Annotated in this window: 20 protein-coding genes; 6 read left to right on the top strand and 14 right to left on the bottom strand. The window is 63.3% G+C overall.

The window, feature by feature from the left end:
* Positions 1-75: 75 nt before the first annotated feature.
* Positions 76-447 (bottom strand): LuxR C-terminal-related transcriptional regulator, encoded by a 372-nt coding sequence (locus tag O4220_RS23440; RefSeq protein WP_269607930.1) that lies wholly within the window; start codon positions 445-447, stop codon positions 76-78.
* A 235-nt stretch (positions 448-682) separates the two neighbouring features.
* Between O4220_RS23440 and O4220_RS23435 the strand changes: the two genes are divergently transcribed.
* Positions 683-1,927 carry a TetR/AcrR family transcriptional regulator gene (locus O4220_RS23435; protein ID WP_269607929.1) on the top strand — a complete coding sequence of 415 codons (1,245 nt, stop codon included), beginning with the start codon at positions 683-685 and terminating at the stop codon, positions 1,925-1,927.
* Positions 1,928-1,946: 19 nt separating this feature from the next.
* Here O4220_RS23435 and O4220_RS23430 read toward each other — a convergent pair whose 3' ends face one another.
* The 7 genes from O4220_RS23430 to O4220_RS23400 all read right to left on the bottom strand — a co-directional run bounded on the left by O4220_RS23430 (position 1,947) and on the right by O4220_RS23400 (position 7,989).
* On the bottom strand, positions 1,947-3,215 hold the full coding sequence (locus O4220_RS23430; RefSeq protein ID WP_269607928.1) for a PP2C family protein-serine/threonine phosphatase: 1,269 nt from the start codon (positions 3,213-3,215) through the stop codon (positions 1,947-1,949).
* A gap of 15 nt (positions 3,216-3,230) precedes the next feature.
* On the bottom strand, positions 3,231-3,683 hold the full coding sequence (locus O4220_RS23425; RefSeq protein WP_269607927.1) for an ATP-binding protein: 453 nt from the start codon (positions 3,681-3,683) through the stop codon (positions 3,231-3,233).
* 28 nt (positions 3,684-3,711) lie between these two features.
* Entirely contained in the window at positions 3,712-4,101 is a 390-nt protein-coding gene (locus O4220_RS23420) for an STAS domain-containing protein (RefSeq protein ID WP_269607925.1), read from the bottom strand.
* A gap of 31 nt (positions 4,102-4,132) precedes the next feature.
* Positions 4,133-4,489 (bottom strand): STAS domain-containing protein, encoded by a 357-nt coding sequence (locus O4220_RS23415; protein ID WP_269607924.1) that lies wholly within the window; start codon positions 4,487-4,489, stop codon positions 4,133-4,135.
* A 157-nt stretch (positions 4,490-4,646) separates the two neighbouring features.
* Entirely contained in the window at positions 4,647-6,239 is a 1,593-nt protein-coding gene (locus O4220_RS23410; RefSeq protein ID WP_269607923.1) for a phytoene desaturase family protein, read from the bottom strand.
* A complete protein-coding gene (locus O4220_RS23405; RefSeq protein ID WP_269607922.1) occupies positions 6,236-7,555 on the bottom strand; it encodes an APC family permease in 1,320 nt (439 codons plus the stop codon). Before O4220_RS23405 ends, O4220_RS23410 begins: the two co-directional genes overlap by 4 nt.
* Positions 7,552-7,989, bottom strand: coding sequence for an SRPBCC family protein (locus O4220_RS23400; protein ID WP_269607921.1), 438 nt, complete (start codon positions 7,987-7,989; stop codon positions 7,552-7,554). Before O4220_RS23400 ends, O4220_RS23405 begins: the two co-directional genes overlap by 4 nt.
* Positions 7,990-8,186: 197 nt before the next feature.
* Here O4220_RS23400 and thiD point away from each other — a divergent pair, with 197 nt between their 5' ends.
* Both thiD and O4220_RS23390 read left to right on the top strand, forming a co-directional pair.
* Positions 8,187-8,978, top strand: coding sequence for a bifunctional hydroxymethylpyrimidine kinase/phosphomethylpyrimidine kinase (gene thiD, locus O4220_RS23395; protein ID WP_269607920.1), 792 nt, complete (start codon positions 8,187-8,189; stop codon positions 8,976-8,978).
* A gap of 103 nt (positions 8,979-9,081) precedes the next feature.
* Complete coding sequence (locus O4220_RS23390) at positions 9,082-9,387, top strand: hypothetical protein (RefSeq protein ID WP_269607919.1); 306 nt, start codon at positions 9,082-9,084, stop codon at positions 9,385-9,387.
* 64 nt (positions 9,388-9,451) lie between these two features.
* Here the strand turns inward: O4220_RS23390 and O4220_RS23385 are convergent, their stop codons facing one another.
* The 6 genes from O4220_RS23385 to O4220_RS23360 form a co-directional block, all read right to left on the bottom strand.
* Complete coding sequence (locus tag O4220_RS23385; RefSeq protein ID WP_032377158.1) at positions 9,452-9,679, bottom strand: hypothetical protein; 228 nt, start codon at positions 9,677-9,679, stop codon at positions 9,452-9,454.
* 28 nt (positions 9,680-9,707) lie between these two features.
* Positions 9,708-9,968 carry a lipopolysaccharide assembly protein LapA domain-containing protein gene (locus tag O4220_RS23380; RefSeq protein WP_269607918.1) on the bottom strand — a complete coding sequence of 87 codons (261 nt, stop codon included), beginning with the start codon at positions 9,966-9,968 and terminating at the stop codon, positions 9,708-9,710.
* Positions 9,969-10,058: 90 nt separating this feature from the next.
* On the bottom strand, positions 10,059-10,229 hold the full coding sequence (locus tag O4220_RS23375) for a CsbD family protein (protein WP_027495724.1): 171 nt from the start codon (positions 10,227-10,229) through the stop codon (positions 10,059-10,061).
* A 117-nt stretch (positions 10,230-10,346) separates the two neighbouring features.
* Complete coding sequence (locus O4220_RS23370; protein ID WP_269607917.1) at positions 10,347-11,153, bottom strand: transglutaminase-like domain-containing protein; 807 nt, start codon at positions 11,151-11,153, stop codon at positions 10,347-10,349.
* Positions 11,154-11,237: 84 nt separating this feature from the next.
* A complete protein-coding gene (locus O4220_RS23365) occupies positions 11,238-12,257 on the bottom strand; it encodes an LLM class flavin-dependent oxidoreductase (protein ID WP_269607916.1) in 1,020 nt (339 codons plus the stop codon).
* A gap of 80 nt (positions 12,258-12,337) precedes the next feature.
* Complete coding sequence (locus O4220_RS23360; RefSeq protein ID WP_230074079.1) at positions 12,338-12,919, bottom strand: TetR/AcrR family transcriptional regulator; 582 nt, start codon at positions 12,917-12,919, stop codon at positions 12,338-12,340.
* A gap of 95 nt (positions 12,920-13,014) precedes the next feature.
* Here O4220_RS23360 and O4220_RS23355 point away from each other — a divergent pair, with 95 nt between their 5' ends.
* From O4220_RS23355 to O4220_RS23345, 3 genes are read left to right on the top strand one after another with little or no spacing between them, the layout of a single operon-like run.
* A complete protein-coding gene (locus O4220_RS23355) occupies positions 13,015-14,157 on the top strand; it encodes an acyl-CoA dehydrogenase family protein (RefSeq protein WP_269607913.1) in 1,143 nt (380 codons plus the stop codon).
* Positions 14,158-14,198: 41 nt separating this feature from the next.
* Positions 14,199-15,809 (top strand): acyl-CoA carboxylase subunit beta, encoded by a 1,611-nt coding sequence (locus O4220_RS23350; RefSeq protein WP_269607912.1) that lies wholly within the window; start codon positions 14,199-14,201, stop codon positions 15,807-15,809.
* A complete protein-coding gene (locus O4220_RS23345) occupies positions 15,806-16,087 on the top strand; it encodes an acyl-CoA carboxylase epsilon subunit (protein ID WP_269607911.1) in 282 nt (93 codons plus the stop codon). Before O4220_RS23350 ends, O4220_RS23345 begins: the two co-directional genes overlap by 4 nt.
* The last annotated feature ends 94 nt before the right edge of the window (positions 16,088-16,181 follow it).

Here is a 16,181-nt window from a genome sequence, read left to right as displayed (position 1 = left end):
CCGAAGTGTGCCACGCGTGTCGTCACCTGCGCGGGCAGGGGATCATTCCTCTGCCCGCCTCGTGGGGACCTTCGGTCACAGATCTTCCAGGGCGACCAGGCCGTCCTGTAGTGCTCTGGCGACGAGCGACGCTTTGGTCGGCGCAGCCCGACCGACACCGGCATACTTCGCGCGAATACGGGACAGATGGGTATTCACCGTGCCCAACGCAATATGCAGCACCGCGCACACTTCTTGCTTGGAGTCGCAGCGCAACCAGGCTCCGAGAACTGCGATCTCTCGGGTGGTCAACCCGGGATCGGCGAACTCGACCGGCTCCTGCGGCACCCGAGGCCTACCGTTGCCGGGGTTTGCGGTGGTTCGGGAGCGCACCGCCGACGCGCTTCGTCGAGGCGCAAATCGTTGTGACGGGTGAATCGACGCACCGGACTCGATCTCGAGCGTCATGGTCGTCACCCCTGTGTTCGTGTTCTGCATGGCATCCGACCCCCGCTGTCCGTCTTGGGTGTTTCGATCATCCGACCACGCTTCGAAATATGAAACAACACCACCATGTTCGAGGATCACTACAGAATTGGATATCCATATCTATCGGGCTTTATAGACTTATAAAACTTTAGCGCGAGATGTGTGTTGATATAGTCATCTATCCATCAGGTCGAACATCCGTAGGCGGTTGTCGTTGAGCTCGAGATCCACACCACGCGAACAATTGCTCCGAGCCGGTTCCCGCTTGCTGACCGATCTCGATATGACGGTGCTGGCTCGATCGCTGTCCATTGCAGCGGTGGTGGAAGAAGCAGGACTGTCGCATCAAACCTTCCACAACGCGTATCCAGGCTCTTCCCGCACCGGCGAGCGCGGCGGCAAGGAAGCGTTCATGGAAGAACTGCTCGCACACGTGACGTTGGAGTACTCATCGTCCGATGACGTCGCCGAGCTGCCTTCCTCGGATTTCGCGGCTTATTTCGAACAGCTGACCTCTGGGCTGCTGCGTAGAAGAATGATCGGTGCCATGATCGCCTCCGATCACGCCGGAGCGCGGTCCTCGTTGGCACCTGAGTTCGATGCCATGGATCATGCGGTGGAGGGCACGGTCCGGCGCAAACTTCGTGCTCTCGGTGGTTCGGTGAGAACGCCACTGACGGTGGCCGACCTCTCGACAGTGTTCGTCGCTCTGCTCGACGGGCTTGCCTTCCGTGAAAGTCTCAGCCCGGGAACGATCTCCGCGGAACGGGTGTCCACGGCCATCGATTCGTTGCTGGATTGGGCGGTGGACCCGGTGCACTCGGATCGACGGCAACGCACCAACGAGCAGGTCGATGCTCTGCCGTCGCTCGAATCCCTCGATCCCTCGAGGGTCGACATCGAATCCGACGTCATCGCGGCTACCGAGACGCTGTTCTCGGAACACGGATACTTCTCGGTCACTCTCGCAGACATCGCGTCGGCCTCGTCGTTGACCGTCACCGATCTCAAGCGATTGTTTCCGAGCAAAGTCGACATCATCGTCGCCGCGCTCACCCCCGAGTTCGAGCGTGTACTCCGACTGGGTCGCGCTGATGCTCGTCTCGAAGTGGAACCGGTTGTGGCTCTTAATCGTTCGGTGAATCGTCTGGCGGAATTCGTGGCGAGGAATCGGGCCATGAGCTCGGGAATGTTGCTTGCGTTGAGCTTCGAGCAGTTTCACGAGCCCGGTACCGTCACCACTATCAGGGAACACCTTCCCGTGCCGTCGGCGCTCATTCCGATTCTCGAGAGCGGTCAGCGCCGAGGCGACTTCGCTACCGAGGTGTCCGCAGTCGAATTGGCCACCATGCTCGCCAACAACGTGGTGATCAGATCTGTGACACGATCGGCAGAAGCCCCCGAAGACGTCGCCGACAATGTGCTGAGGGTATTCCTGTCCGGAATACTGTCTCGTTGATCGACGCCTTCCGCGGCGATTACGCCTCGACCGAGCCCGTGTCAGGAACAGGGACGTCGAAGGCCAGCAGAGCCACATCGTCCTGAAGTCCGTCGCCGAACGACGCCAGCAGGGTGGTGAGGTCGTCGACGATCTTCGGAGCAGTGGTGGGTCCCATCTCGGCGACGAAGGTCTCGAGGTTCCCGTTGTCGTCGAAGCGAGTTCGGCCGGGTCCCACGATGGCTTCGGTCAGGCCATCGGTGTAGAACGCCATGACGTCACCGGCCCGCAGTGTCACCGATGCCGACTCGAAGTGAGGCTCGGACAGGGCACCGACGAGCTGCCCGCCGGTAGTGTCGACGAAATCTACTGCAGCATCGTGGGTTATGCGTATCGCGGGTGGGTGCCCGCCGCTTGCGAGGTGTACCACCGCGCCGTTCGGTTGCGGAGTGATGGTGCCGAACACCACCGTGCAGAACCTCGGGTCGTCGCCGTGAAACTCGTGATGCAGAACGGTGTTGAGGTTCTCCAACACCGAGATCGGGTTGCGGTCGAACACTGCCGCGGCCCGCAAGGTGTACCGAGTCAGTGACGTGACGGCTGCGGCACCGGCACCCTTGCCGCTCACGTCACCGAGGAAGAAGCCCCACGTGTCTTTGTCGAGTGGAAACACATCGTAGAAATCACCACCGACTTCGTCGAGGGATGCGGGGTGATAGTGGGCTGCGACGTTCATGCCGGTCGGAGCGGAGAGGATCGGCGGAAGCAGAGTCCGCTGAAGCGTCGACGCCAAGATCTGAACCTGAGTCCGTTCGGCCTCGGCCAACTTTCGAGCTTGCTCAGATGCTCCCAACGCATCCTGGGATCGATCGAGGGCTGCTTCGGCATCGTCCTGAGCCGCCTCGGCATAGATACGGGCGTCGACCAGATCCTTTTCGCGCACGCGGCGTTCCGTCTCGTTGTGCAGTGTCATCGTGACGGTCATCGCACCCGACTCCGAACGAAGTCTGTTGGCCAGCACGGACACCGCGGTGGACGACGCTCGCCCCGGTGCGCCGGTCAGCTGCGCAGCGGTCCCGATCGGCACGTCCGAATCGGATGTGGATGCCGCGTCGAGCAAGCCTGCCAGCACCGGTGCGAACTCGGCACCGAACAGGTCTGCGACCGGGGTTCCCTCCAGCGAGTCGCGGCTGCGGGCAGTGATTCGAGAGGCGGCCACGTTCGCGTACAGAATTCTGCCGCTGGAGACGTCGACCGAGAACACTCCGCAGGGCGCGGAGGCGAGTAGTTCGGCAGCCGAAGCGGTCATGTTCACTCCTCTTGGTCAGGTCGCGCGATGGGATGATCCGGTGGGGCCTGCCGCCGCGAGCGGCTTGCTCCACGCCACTGTCACCACCGTGCCGAGACCGGGTCGATGATCGACCGACAGCTCGTCCGATACCGCGGCGGCCAACTGCAGGCCGTGGCTGCGAGTGGTCGTCGGAGTCGGTGGGTGCCACGTTCCGGTGTCGGAGACAGTCACGGTGAGCGTCTCGTGGTCGTACGCCGCGGTGATCGTCATCGTTCCGGTTTCGGGCGATGCGCAATAGGCGTGTTCGACGACGTTGGCGAGTGCCTCGTAGACCCCGAGCACGATGTCGTCCACCAGAGCGCTGTTCACTCCGAGGTCGAGAACCCACCCGCGCAGCCGTCGACGAAGCGTGGTCGCCGTCGTAGGTTCGGCCTGCGCCGTGTGACTCCAGCGCAGAGGGGCGGACGCCGAATTGCTTTCGGTCACGACCTACGCTCCGGCCGGGGATGTGGTGTCATCGGTCCGCCTCGCCGCTGCGAGCCGACGACTGCACGTGCGCAACGGCGTCAGGGACGCTGGTGAACGTGGCCATCACGCGATCGATCCCGCTGAGTTGCACGGGTCGAACGACGACGCCGTTCACCGCAACCAACGCCATACGCGAGGCGTCCGGCAGTCGATCGCACACGCGTACCAAGACTGTGATCGCGCTCGACGACAGGAAGCTCACGTCGGTCAAGTCCACGACCAGACCACCTTCGGCAGTGTCGGCCGCAGGGAACGCAGTGGCAGACAGCGCAGGGATGGTGTCGAGGTCCAGCTCTCCTCGAACAGTGAGTACGGTCGTCGAGTCGTGCGCAGCCGACACGATCTCGAACGGCCCTCCGGTCGGCTCCTCTGACATTGTTCCGACGTTACCTGTTATCGAGTGCGATTCACGACCGAAAAGTGTCGATCAACAGCCCACCGGCACCGAGCACGTCCAGAACCATGCGCACAGACCGTGCAGGTGCGTACACGGCAATCTTGCCCGGATGCGCGTACGTCGCATCGATGATCGCGTTGGCGACACCCGAGTACATGAACGACACCTGTGCCAGATCGACCACCACCCGATCGGACGTGGACGCGAGGCAGTCGAGGCTGTGGACGAATTCGGCCCGGGTGGACATGTCCAGTTCGCCGAATGCGCGCAGTGTGTCGACCCCGTCGAGATTGCGAACGGTTTCGAGTCGGAAGACGCCTTCGTCGTCGCGGAGGGAGCGTTCCATGGTTGCAGTGCTCGTCAGCATGTCCTTACCTCTTCCCCGAAGCGCTCGCCCCGATCGGTGTGCCCGTGCGGTGCGAAACGCTGAGTTGTTGTGCTTTCAACAATGTCAGTGCCCTATTGCGGAAGGCTCAGTCGAAGATCTCGAATCGGTAACGAAAGATCTCGGTTCGGTAACGCCGTTACCTGGTCAACAATTCGATGAGTGAACTGGTGACCTTCGTCTTCATCCAGCCACGGACGCCGCGCTGCCCGAGTGCTGCCCGAGCAGCGTTGAGGCCTGCTGCCCCGTGCACCCCGCCACCGGGGTGTGCCGATGCTGATCCGAGGAACAGACCCTCGACGGGGGTCTCCGACCGTCCCAGCCCTGGCGTCGGCCGAAATATCAACTGCTGCTGAAGCTGTGCGGTCCCACCGTTCACCGCGCCGCCGAACAGGTTGGGATCGGCCCCGTACAGGTCGCTCGGTCGCTGCACGACCCGGCCGACGATCGAATCCAGAAACCCCGGTGCATGAGCATCGAGAACTGTGTCCACCCGGTCGGCAACGGTGTCGGCCGCTGCATCGTCGACGACGCCTCTCGGCAAATGGGTGTAGGCCCAAGCACTTTCGGTACCTTCCGGCGATCGGCTCCGATCGGCCGTGGTCATCTGGCCGAACAGCATGAATGGGCTTCGTGGAAGGACTCCGGTGGTGAGGTCGGCTGCCCAGTGCACGAGTCCGTTGTCGTCGGCACCGAGGTGAACTGTGCCTGCATCCGCCAAAGACGTCGAATTCCAGGGTATTCGACGGTCGAGGGCGTAGTTCACCTTCACCACCGGGGTGTCCCACTCGAAGGTGCGCAGGTCGTCGTGCACTCGACGCGGCACCGCGTCGAACGGAAGCAGTGAGCCGTACAGCGCAGGTGCCGATACATCGGCGACGATTGCCCGGCGCGCGCGGAACGTGTCTCCGGCGGCAGTGTGCACGGCACGTGCTCGGCCGCCGCGAACGTCGATCGATTCGACCAGCTGTCCACATTCGAGCGCGGCACCCGATGCTGCCCCTCGGCGAATCAGAGCGCCGGTCAGCGCCGATGATCCACCGACCGGGGCGGGGTAGCCGACGTCCTGCGCGAGCATCGTGAGCAGGTATCCCATCATTCCGCTCACGGGGGCATCGGTCGGCACGTCACCGTGCATGGCATTGCCCAGCAGCAAGCAACGCGCAGCTTCGCTGTGGAACAGCTCGTGCGCCATGACCCGGGCGGGCAGGGCCGCGAATCGCACGAAACGCAGTGTTTCGGGTACTCCGAGGGTGCGGACCAACCGTGCAGCAGGTGCCACGGGCGGAAACGGTCCGAACAGTGAATCGAGAAGCGGCTTGCGAATGCGTTCCCACTGCTCGAAGAGCCGCAGCCAGGTATCGCCGTCTCGCGCGTCGTGTTCGGACAGCATCGCTGCCGTGGTCTCGACGTCGTGATGGACGACCGGAGCGTCGGTGTCCTGTGCCGACCGTGCATGGCCGTACACCGCGGGCGAATGCGACCACTGCAGTCCGTGTCGTTCGAGCTCGAGTGCGGTCATGGCAGGCGATGCAAGCGCCATCGGGTAAAAGGCACTGAAGAGGTCGCTGGTGAACCCCGGAACCAGCTCGGCGCTGCGCACAGCTCCACCCGGGTGCTCGGCGGCCTCGAGTACCACCACGTCCCAGCCTGCGTCGGCCATCGCTGCGGCCGCGACCAACCCGTTGTGACCGCTGCCGATGACAATCGCGTCGACCTCGGTGGTGGTCATCGGGAAGTGCTCCTCTGCTCGGTCGTGGTCTTCCTGGTAAGGACTGTACCGACGACGTACAGTGCGACCCCCACCGCGAGGAGCAGTCCGGCGCGCAGCCACGTTGCTCCCGACTGTTGGGTGAGCAGTACAGCACAGGTGATCAGCGCGAGGACGGGAAGTGCTGTGGGCGTTCGGAAATGGTCGGTGTCCGCGCGATCGCGGCGTAGCACGAGCACTGCGACGTTGGTGCTGACGAAAACGAACAGCAGTAGCAACACCACGGTTTCGGCCAGTGCCGCAACAGACCCGGTGGTGCAGAGAACCATTGCGACGACGGTGGTGGCCACGATGGCAGTCCACGGTGTCTTGCGTCCGGGGAGAACTTTGGCCAGCGCTCCGGGGAGCAAACCGTCGCGCGCCATCCCGAATGTCAAGCGGGACGCCATGATCATCGTCAGCAATGCGCCGTTGGCCACCGCGACGAGCGCGACGAGGCTGAACACCCACGGTGGGATACCGGCGTCTGCGGCGGCGACGACCTCGAGCAGCGGGCCGGTCGATTGCGCCAACGTGTCGGCAGGCACGACGGTCGAGACTGCCAGCCCGACGAGCACGTACACCACGCCGGCCGCCGTGACGGCACCCAGTAGGGCTCGTGGGTAGACCCGTCGCACGTCCTCGACTTCCTCGGCGATGTTCGCCGATGTCTCGAAGCCCACGAACGAGTAGAACGCGAGCAGGGCCGCCCCGAGCACGGCCAGCGTCGGGGTTGTCTCGTCGGTGAATTCGAGGACGCGAGACGGCACGCCGTCTCCGCGGCTCAGTACGAGTCCGGCAAGGGCGATGACGACCACCAGCCCGGATACCTCGACCACCGTCATGACGAGGTTGGCCCGGAGAGATTCGGTGATTCCGCGCGCGTTGAGCAACCCGACCAGCAGTAAGAAGACCACTGCAGCGGGTACGGCCGGCACGTCGAGGAACACGCCCAGGTAATCGCCCGAAAAGGCAAGCGCCAGCCCGGCGGCACTGGTGACGCCTGCGGCAAGCATCGAGAACCCGACCAGGAACGACACGAGCGGTTTTCCGTACGCCCGTTGCGCGAACACGGCTGCGCCGCCCGCTCGTGGGTACTTGGTGACCAACTCCGCGTACGACGCTGCGGTGAGCAGTGCCATCAGCAGGGCGACGAGCATGGGAAGCCAGATGGCTCCGCCTGCCTCACCCGCGATCTCGCCGACGAGAGCGTAGATTCCGGCACCGAGCACATCGCCGAGAATGAACACGAACAGCATTTTTCCCGAAACTGCTTGTCGCAGTGGAGTTTTGCTCACGGTGCGGTGGACCGCTCGGCCAGGAGTGCAAGCCTGCGCAACGCCTCGGCGTTGCGCAGATGCGCGAGAACATGTTGTATGCGGTCCGGTACCAGATCGAACGGTGCTGTTACCGCGTGTTCGATGATCTCGATGCGGCATCCGGTGGCTATCGGGTGCAATCGCACTGTGATCGAGGCCTTTCCGAACGGCAGTGCACGCGCCTCGAGCTGGAGTTCACGACCGGCGTGCATTCCCACCGATCGGGTCACGTCGCTGAGTACCGCGGGCCAGGCACCGACAGAATGATGGATCGAGCTTCCGGCAGCGGGCCAGTTGCCGTCGACGGCGCGAATTCGGGAAGCACCGACAACCCATGTCGCGTAGCTCCATCCGTTCGCGAGAACGTCCCACACGTCGTCGCAGCTGGCTGTCGTGTTCCTACTAGTGGGCACGGTTCGGCCTCCGAACTCTCGTCGTGTCGCACGATCACGGATCGCGCGCCGCTGCTCCTGGGCTCGAAGTCGATGTACTGCGCGGCATCGGGTCGTCGGGAAACGATCCGAATCGGTCGTATGCCCCGAAACAGCCGGACCCAATCGGATGTCGACCACCTGATTCGCGGTCGATCCCGGATTGTCATACTGAGTGCATGTCGACAATTGCGTATGTCATTGCAGGTTCGGAAGCTACCGGCGGAGCCGGGTTGCAGGCCGATCTGAAGACATTCGAGCGTCTCGGGGTCTACGGCGTCGGTACGATCACTTGCATCGTGTCCTTCGACCCGAAGTCGGGCTGGGGTCATCGATTCGTTCCGATCGACAGTTCGGTCATCGCCGATCAGATCGAAGTCGCCACTGCCGCACACGATCTCGATGTCGTCAAGATCGGCATGCTCGGTACCCCGGGCACCGTCGACACGGTGGCCGATTCGTTGCGTCGGCAGTCGTGGCGGCACGTTGTGGTCGATCCGGTGTTGATCTGCAAAGGCCAGGAGCCCGGTGCCGCGCTCGACACCGACAATGCCCTCCGGCGCGAGATTCTTCCGCTGGCCACCGTGATCACCCCCAACCTGTTCGAGGCGCAGACACTGTCCGGGATGAACGAGATCACCACCGTCGAGGAGCTCGGCGAGGCCGCGAAGAGAATTGCCGACCTCGGACCTCGCTACGTGGTGGTCAAGGGTGGTGCCGGACTACCCGGCGGCGAGGCTGTCGATGTCGTGTACGACGGGTCCGATCTGACCGTGCTCCGTGCTGCCAAAGTGGGCGAAGAGCGCGTGTCGGGTGCGGGCTGCGTATTCGCCGCAGCCATCACCGCGGAGTTGGCCAAGGGCGCGGACGTGCTCGACGCCGTTGCGACGGCCAAGGACTTCGCGCATGCAGGCATCGTCGGCCGGCTCGCGAGCCGTGCTCCGTTCGCTGCCGTGAGTTGGCATGACTGATCGTTCGATCCGACGTCAGGTTTACCGCCGGTGGCTAGCGGGCAGCCGACGCGGACGGTTCGTCTCGAGTGGGACGAACGGTCCGTATCCGGAGAGGATCCACATGGCATACGAGAACTCGAGCGAATCCGACGCCGGGGCAACCGACGACGATCGGACGACCCGCGGTCACGCGGGTGAGGCAATCGTCGACACGCGCAACTGGCCCGGCTACATCTGCATCGGAGTGGCGTTGGTGAGCCTCGGCCTCACTCTCACCGCGGCAGGTTATGAATTCACCGGGTGGGTGTGGATCGGGGCGATCGCTGCGCCGGTTCTACTCGTGGCCGGGATTGCCCTGGTCCTCCTCGAGCGCAAGCGCGTCAAGGCTCGGGAAGGCAAGTCGCTGACCGACCCGGCTGGACATTGATCGACCCGACCTCGATCGTTGCCTTCACGGCCGGTGCAGCCGGGCGACGTACTCTTCGGCGGGCCTAGCGCAGGGCGTGCTGGGACTTGCGTTCCTTCTTGCCCTGCGACTTATCGGCTCGCTTCTGCGCAAATCTGCCGGCCGACTTGAGTCCCTTGGACACGAAGTTGTCTTTCCCCGTTCGCTTTTCGAGGCTTTGCCCGGCGAAGGCCAAGATGCGCGCGAGGATGGGAAGCCCGATCGCGACGATGAGATAGCGGTACAGGTACTTGCGTGCCAGCAAGGGAAGCATCGGAAGGATCCTCTCGTGTGGGAGTCGGTCAGCGGACTGCGCGTCGTACCTTCAGTGCGGCGGTAGCGGTCAGCGTGATGACGGCACCCACGACGGCTGCGCCGAGCAGCGAGACCCCTTGGCCGAGATCGAAGTTCCAGCCCAGGAAGTTGATCGTGGTGTGCACGGTGTTCTGCAGTACGAAGATCACCAGTGCTGCAACCAGCACGAGCGTGATGAGCAGGGCGAGCTTCGAGGCGAATCCGCCGCGGCGCTTGGTGGTGGTGGTGGTGTCGGTCGATGTGGTCATGAGGGGTTTTCCGTTCTCCAGCGTGAAAGTGGGATGAAGTGCAAGTGCCGCCGATCATCGAGATCGGCGGCACTCGATGCGTTGGGGTGGTTACTTGAAGGTGTCCTTGATGTTCTCGCCGACCTTCTTCACGCCTGCCGAACCCTGATCCTTCTTGCCCTCGGCCTCGAGGTCCTTGTTGTTCGTGGCGTCGCCCACAACTTCCTTTGCCTTGCCGATGGCGTCTTCTGCTGCGTTCTTGGCCTTGTCGATGAAGCTCATGGTGTTCGCCTTTCAGGTGGCTGTGAATGTTGGTAACGGATAGATAGTCGGTTTCCGCGTGCAAAAGCAAACGCCGCTGTGATGTAGCTCATAGCGCGGTGGCGTTCGGTCGGATGATCAGGTGAGGGAGACCAGCTCGGTGATGTCGTCTTGGGGGAGCTCGCCGTCGACCACGGCGGTGACCACGGAACTGTTCAGCGTGATGGCACCCTTGTGGTTGTCCAGGAATGCGGTGTCGGCAGCATCGCGACCGACCGAGATCCGCACCAGCGTCGAGCGGGGGGCGAGGCAAGTGGCATCGACAACACGCCATTGGCCGCCGACGAACGCCTCGGCAACAGCATGGAAGTCCATTGGATCGCAGCCGGGTGCGTACACCGCCACCAGGCGGGCCGGAACGTTGACCGCACGCAGCATGGCAACCACGAGGTGTGAATAGTCCCGGCAGACGCCCTGCCCGGCGAGTAGCGTGTCGACAGCCCCGTCGATCGGATCACTGCTTCCTGGAACGTAACTCAGCCGAGCGCCGACCCACGCGGAAATCTTCGCCAGCAGTTCCTCGGAGTCCGCGTAGTCGCCGAATTCCGTGGCGGCGAAACCGTAGAACTTGTCGGCCTCGGCGTACCGACTCGGTCGGAGATAGAGCGACATGTCGTAATCGGTGACCGGTGCCGGGGTGGTGTTACCCAAAATCGTGGCGTCGTACGAAACCTGAAGGTTGCCGACATCCGCGGGCATGACGTGAATCCGATTGCCGTGCGGCCCGCTGACTTCCTTCGCCTCGATGGGGCTGCCGTCGAGGACGAAGGACAGTGATTCGGTGACCGTCGTGCCCGGGTGCGGAGCAATCGCGATCTGGAATTCGAGTGTGGTGGCGGCGGTGATGTCTACGTCGAGGCGCGCGGATACGTCACGTTTGAGCATGGGGACTCCTGGCAGGTGGCGGTGGGTGAACCTGCTGCCAGTACCCGTATCCGACGAAACCAATCGCGCCGCGTCACGGAGTGATCAGCGCCACCCCAGTGCAGGGGCCACGTCGCTGAGCAGTGTCTCCAACACGTGAGCGCAGTAGTCCACGCCAAGCTGGTTCGGCACGGTGAGCAGGAGAGTATCCGCGGCGGCGATCGCCTCGTCGGCGGCGAGTTCTTCGATCAGTCGATCGGGCTCACCCGCGTAGGTCTTGCCGAACCGCGCTTTGCCGCCGTCGAGGTAGCCGACTTGGTCGTCGCCAGTGCCCTCCCGGCCGAAGTAGGCGCGGTCGAGATCGTTGACGATCGGAAAGATGCTGCGGCTCAAGGACGTTCGCGGCGCGAAGTCGTGTCCGGCGTCGCTCCACGTCTTGTGGAATCGCTCGATCTGCTCGGCCTGCAGCTGATGGAACGGCACACCGGTGTCTTCGCTGAGCAGGGTCGAACTCATCAGGTTCATGCCCTGGCGTGCTGTCCACTCCGCCGTCTCGCGGGTGCCGGCACCCCACCAGATGCGCTGCCGCAAACCGGGGGAGTGCGGTTCGAGGCGCAGTAGTCCGGGCGGGTTGGGAAACATCGGCCGTGGATTGGGCTGCGCGAAGCCCTTGCCTTCGAGGAGGTCGAGGTAGATACGGGTGTGCTCGCGGGCCATGTCGGCATGATCGGAGCCCTCGGCCGGGGTGTAGCCGAAATATCGGTAACCCTCGATGACCTGCTCGGGCGATCCTCTGCTGATCCCGAGCTGCAGCCGCCCACCCGAGATGAGATCGGCGGAGCCCGAATCCTCGGCCATGTAGAACGGGTTCTCGTAGCGCATGTCGATGACGCCGGTGCCGATCTCGATGGTGCTCGTCCTGGCACCGACGGCAGCGAGCAGAGGGAACGGCGACGCGAGTTGGTTGGCGAAGTGATGGACGCGGTAGTACGCGCCGTCGGCACCCAGTTCTTCGGCTGCGACCGCGAGGTCGATCGACTGCAGCAGCACATCCGACGCCGATCGCGTCTGTGACTGCGGGGACGGGGACCAGTGACCGAAGGACAGGAATCCGATCTTCTTCATCACGTGCTCTTTCGTTGAAGGATCAACTACATTCACTGTACTCAGCGTGCGTCGGGGTGAATTCATTCCCGGCTCGGCTGCTACGCGCCGATTCCTGCTGTCAGCAATTTCGCCAGTTCGAGGTAGGCATCTCCGTCACTGAGGCCGGTCAATCGGAACACTTCTCGCGTCTGAATTCGGACCATGACCGAGGATGCGACGTCGCCGACGAAGGCCGCGTGCACATCACGCACCTCACCACTGGCCACGCCTTCGCTGATCAGCTCCTGGACGCGTCGTGCGGCGATCGCGGTGTTGCGCTCGTACACCGAACGGGCCGACTCGAGCGATGCCAGATCGGTCATGAACTGTTCGGATGCCGATTCGAGAGCTGCGCCGACGGCGGTGAGGTAGGTGGTGATGCGATTGCGGGTGCCGTCCACCTCGGCGACGGCATTTTCGACCTGTGTGGTCATGGACTTGAAGTAGTGGACCGTGGCTCCGCCGACGAGCTGATCTTTGCTGGACGCCAGGGTGTAGAGGGTGGACTTGGAGCAGCGAAGCCGTGCCGCGATGGTGTCGAGAGTCAGGTGCGCAAATCCCTCCGCCAAGAACAGGCTCACGAGTTGGTCGAAGAGCTCGGAACGGCGCGCCGTGGCGTGCGAGGTCACGGGTGCGTTCACACCAAGGATGGTACTGCATCGACTTGTGCAGTACTGTGCATCAGTACTGCGGATCACCCTGCAGTACTGATGCTGAAAAGTCCCGGAGGTTGTCCGTGCCCGTCGATCGCCTGTTGCCCACCGCCGAAGCACGTGACCTCATTGCGCTCACCCGAGATGTGGCGGACAAGATTCTCGACCCGATCGTCGACGAACACGAACGCCGTGAGACCTACCCGGACGGGGTGTTCGCGACGCTGGGCGAGGCTGGGCTGCTGAGCCTGCCGTACGCCGAAGAATGGGGTGGCGGCGGCCAACCGTACGAGGTCTACCTGCAGGTTCTCGAAGAGCTGGCATCACGTTGGGCCGCAGTTGCAGTGGCGGTGAGTGTGCACGGTCTGGCCTGCTATCCCATGATGGCGTTCGGTACCGATCAGCAGAAGGCCGACAAGCTCCCCGACATGCTCGGCGGCGGACAGATCGGCGCGTACTCGCTGTCCGAGGCCCAGGCGGGTTCGGACGCCGCCGCACTCGGTTGCAAGGCCACCGCAACCGACGGTGGCTACACGGTGAACGGATCGAAGGCCTGGATCACGCACGGCGGTGTGGCTGATTTCTACAACCTTTTCGCCCGCACCGGAGAAGGCTCGAAGGGGATCTCGTGCTTCCTGGTTCCGAAGGGAACCGAGGGCTTGAGCTTCGGCAAGCCCGAGGAGAAGATGGGGTTGCATGCGATCCCGACGACCTCCGCCCACTACGACGACGTGCACGTACCCACCGAATGGCGAATCGGAGCGGAGGGCCAAGGGCTGCAGATCGCCTTCAGTGCGCTGGACGCCGGAAGACTCGGAATTGCCGCTGTCGCCGTGGGAATCGCTCAGGCAGCACTCGATGATGCTGTGAAGTACGCGCAGGAACGCACTGCGTTCGGCAAGAAGATCATCGACCATCAGGGGCTGGGCTTCGTACTGGCGGACATGGCGGCTGCGGTCGATTCCGCCCGCGCCACCTACCTCGATGCCGCCCGCCGCCGGGACGCAGGACTTCCGTACTCCCGCAATGCTTCTGTGGCAAAACTGATCGCCACGGACGCAGCCATGAAGGTGACCACCGATGCGGTTCAGGTGTTCGGCGGTTACGGCTACACCAGGGACTTCCGCGTCGAGCGATACATGCGCGACGCCAAGATCACGCAGATCTTCGAGGGCACCAACCAGATTCAACGGCTCGTCATCGCGCGATCGCTCGCAACCAACTGACGATCCGAACCCGGCTTCCACACAACGTAGGGGACATCTGCATGACGACAACCGAACCCGATATCCATACCACTGCGGGTAAATTGGCCGATCTTCGTAAACGTCTCGCGGGTGCGGAGCATCCTTCGGGTGAGGCGGCGGTGGAGCGGGTCCATGCGAAGGGCAAGTTGACTGCGCGGGAGCGGATCACGGCGTTGCTCGACGAGGGTTCGTTCGTCGAGCTCGATGCGTTGGCGCGGCACCGGTCCCAGAATTTCGGGTTGGGTGAGAATCGGCCCCTCGGTGATGGTGTCGTCACCGGTTACGGCACGGTCGATGGCCGTGATGTGTGTGTGTTCTCCCAGGATGCGACCGTCTTCGGTGGCTCGCTCGGGGAGATCTACGGCGAGAAGATCGTCAAGGTGATGGATCTGGCGGTCAAGACCGGGCGGCCGTTGGTGGGGATCAACGAAGGTGCCGGTGCCCGCATCCAGGAAGGTGTCGTCTCTCTCGGGTTGTACGGGGAGATCTTCCACCGCAACGTTCGTGCGTCGGGGGTGATCCCGCAGATCTCGCTGATCATGGGCCCCGCCGCCGGTGGGCATGTGTATTCGCCGGCGTTGACCGATTTCGTGGTCATGGTCGATGGCACCAGTCAGATGTTCGTCACCGGCCCCGATGTGATCAAGACCGTCACCGGGGAGAACGTGACGATGGAAGAGCTCGGTGGCGCGACGACGCACATGGAGAAGTCCGGGGTCGCGCATTACGTCGCGTCCGGCGAGCACGACGCCCTCGACTACGTCCGTGATCTGCTGTCGTATCTGCCGAGCAACAATCGTGCCGACGCGCCGCGGACAGTTCCGTCGGATCCTGTTCTCGGGGCGATCGAAGACAGTCTGACGGCGGAGGATCTCGAGCTCGATACGTTGATCCCGGATTCGCCGAACACTCCGTACGACATGCACGAGGTGATTCGCCGGATCCTCGACGACGACGAGTTCCTCGAAGTCCAGGAGGGGCGGGCCCGCAACATCATCGTCGGGTTCGGGCGGGTCGACGGCCGGTCGGTGGGGATCGTGGCCAACCAGCCCACCCAGTTCGCGGGCACGCTCGATATCGATGCCTCGGAGAAGGCGGCCCGGTTCGTGCGCACGTGTGACTGCTTCAACGTTCCGATCATCACGTTGGTCGATGTGCCCGGGTTCCTGCCCGGGACCGACCAGGAATACAACGGCATCATTCGTCGTGGCGCGAAACTGTTGTACGCCTACGGTGAGGCGACGGTCGGGAAGATCACCGTCATCACCCGCAAAGCGTACGGCGGGGCGTACGACGTGATGGGGTCCAAGCACATGGGAGCCGACGTCAATTTGGCGTGGCCGACCGCGCAGATCGCGGTCATGGGGGCCTCGGGTGCGGTCGGGTTCGTGTACCGCAAGCAGTTGCTCGAGGCAGCGACCAACGGTGAGGACGTCGACGCGTTGCGTCTGACACTGCAGCAGGAGTACGAGGACACGTTGGTCAACCCGTACGTCGCTGCCGAACGCGGCTACCTCGATGCCGTCATTCCGCCCAGTCACACTCGCGGCCAGATCGTGACCGCGCTACGTCTGCTCGAACGCAAACAAGTCACCCTGCCACCGAAGAAACACGGAAACATTCCCCTATGAGCGGCGAAGCGAATCACGACGCAGTGAGCGGCGAAGCGAATCACGACGCAGTGAGCGGCGAAGCGAATCATGTTGCAGCGTCGGGTAGTTGGTTGTTTCGAGGATGTCCGACCGACACCGACATCGCCGCTGTTGTTGCTGTGTTGTCCGCTGCGCAGCCTTCCGTGGTCGAACAATCTCCGCCGGCCCTCGATCTGTGGGGTCGACCCGAGGATATGCATCGGTATGGAATCGCCGGTGCCCCAGCTCTTTTCGTCAATGCCCGATACGGCCAGTGAAGGAACTCGACAATATGACCACGTCCAATTCTCATCGGAAGATCACCAAGGTTCTTGTTGCCAATCGTGGTGAGATCGCGGTGCGGGTGATCCG

This window comes from Rhodococcus ruber (assembly GCF_027270735.1).
Taxonomy (GTDB): domain Bacteria; phylum Actinomycetota; class Actinomycetes; order Mycobacteriales; family Mycobacteriaceae; genus Rhodococcoides; species Rhodococcoides rubrum_A.
This window is presented reverse-complemented; position numbering and strand designations above follow the sequence as displayed.

Bases quoted from the DNA above. Each gene is read 5' to 3' on its own strand.
- O4220_RS23420 (WP_269607925.1), bottom strand. From the start codon at position 4,101: ATGTCAGAGGAGCCGACCGGAGGGCCGTTCGAGATCGTGTCGGCTGCG.
- O4220_RS23415 (WP_269607924.1), bottom strand. From the start codon at position 4,489: ATGCTGACGAGCACTGCAACCATGGAACGCTCCCTCCGCGACGACGAA.
- O4220_RS23385 (WP_032377158.1), bottom strand. From the start codon at position 9,679: ATGCTTCCCTTGCTGGCACGCAAGTACCTGTACCGCTATCTCATCGTC.
- O4220_RS23375 (WP_027495724.1), bottom strand. From the start codon at position 10,229: ATGAGCTTCATCGACAAGGCCAAGAACGCAGCAGAAGACGCCATCGGC.
- O4220_RS23370 (WP_269607917.1), bottom strand. From the start codon at position 11,153: ATGCTCAAACGTGACGTATCCGCGCGCCTCGACGTAGACATCACCGCC.
- O4220_RS23440 (WP_269607930.1), bottom strand. From the start codon at position 447: ATGACGCTCGAGATCGAGTCCGGTGCGTCGATTCACCCGTCACAACGA.
- O4220_RS23380 (WP_269607918.1), bottom strand. From the start codon at position 9,968: ATGACCACATCGACCGACACCACCACCACCACCAAGCGCCGCGGCGGA.
- O4220_RS23365 (WP_269607916.1), bottom strand. From the start codon at position 12,257: ATGAAGAAGATCGGATTCCTGTCCTTCGGTCACTGGTCCCCGTCCCCG.
- O4220_RS23345 (WP_269607911.1), top strand. From the start codon at position 15,806: ATGAGCGGCGAAGCGAATCACGACGCAGTGAGCGGCGAAGCGAATCAC.
- O4220_RS23430 (WP_269607928.1), bottom strand. From the start codon at position 3,215: ATGACCGCTTCGGCTGCCGAACTACTCGCCTCCGCGCCCTGCGGAGTG.
- thiD (WP_269607920.1), top strand. From the start codon at position 8,187: ATGTCGACAATTGCGTATGTCATTGCAGGTTCGGAAGCTACCGGCGGA.
- O4220_RS23410 (WP_269607923.1), bottom strand. From the start codon at position 6,239: ATGACCACCACCGAGGTCGACGCGATTGTCATCGGCAGCGGTCACAAC.
- O4220_RS23390 (WP_269607919.1), top strand. From the start codon at position 9,082: ATGGCATACGAGAACTCGAGCGAATCCGACGCCGGGGCAACCGACGAC.
- O4220_RS23350 (WP_269607912.1), top strand. From the start codon at position 14,199: ATGACGACAACCGAACCCGATATCCATACCACTGCGGGTAAATTGGCC.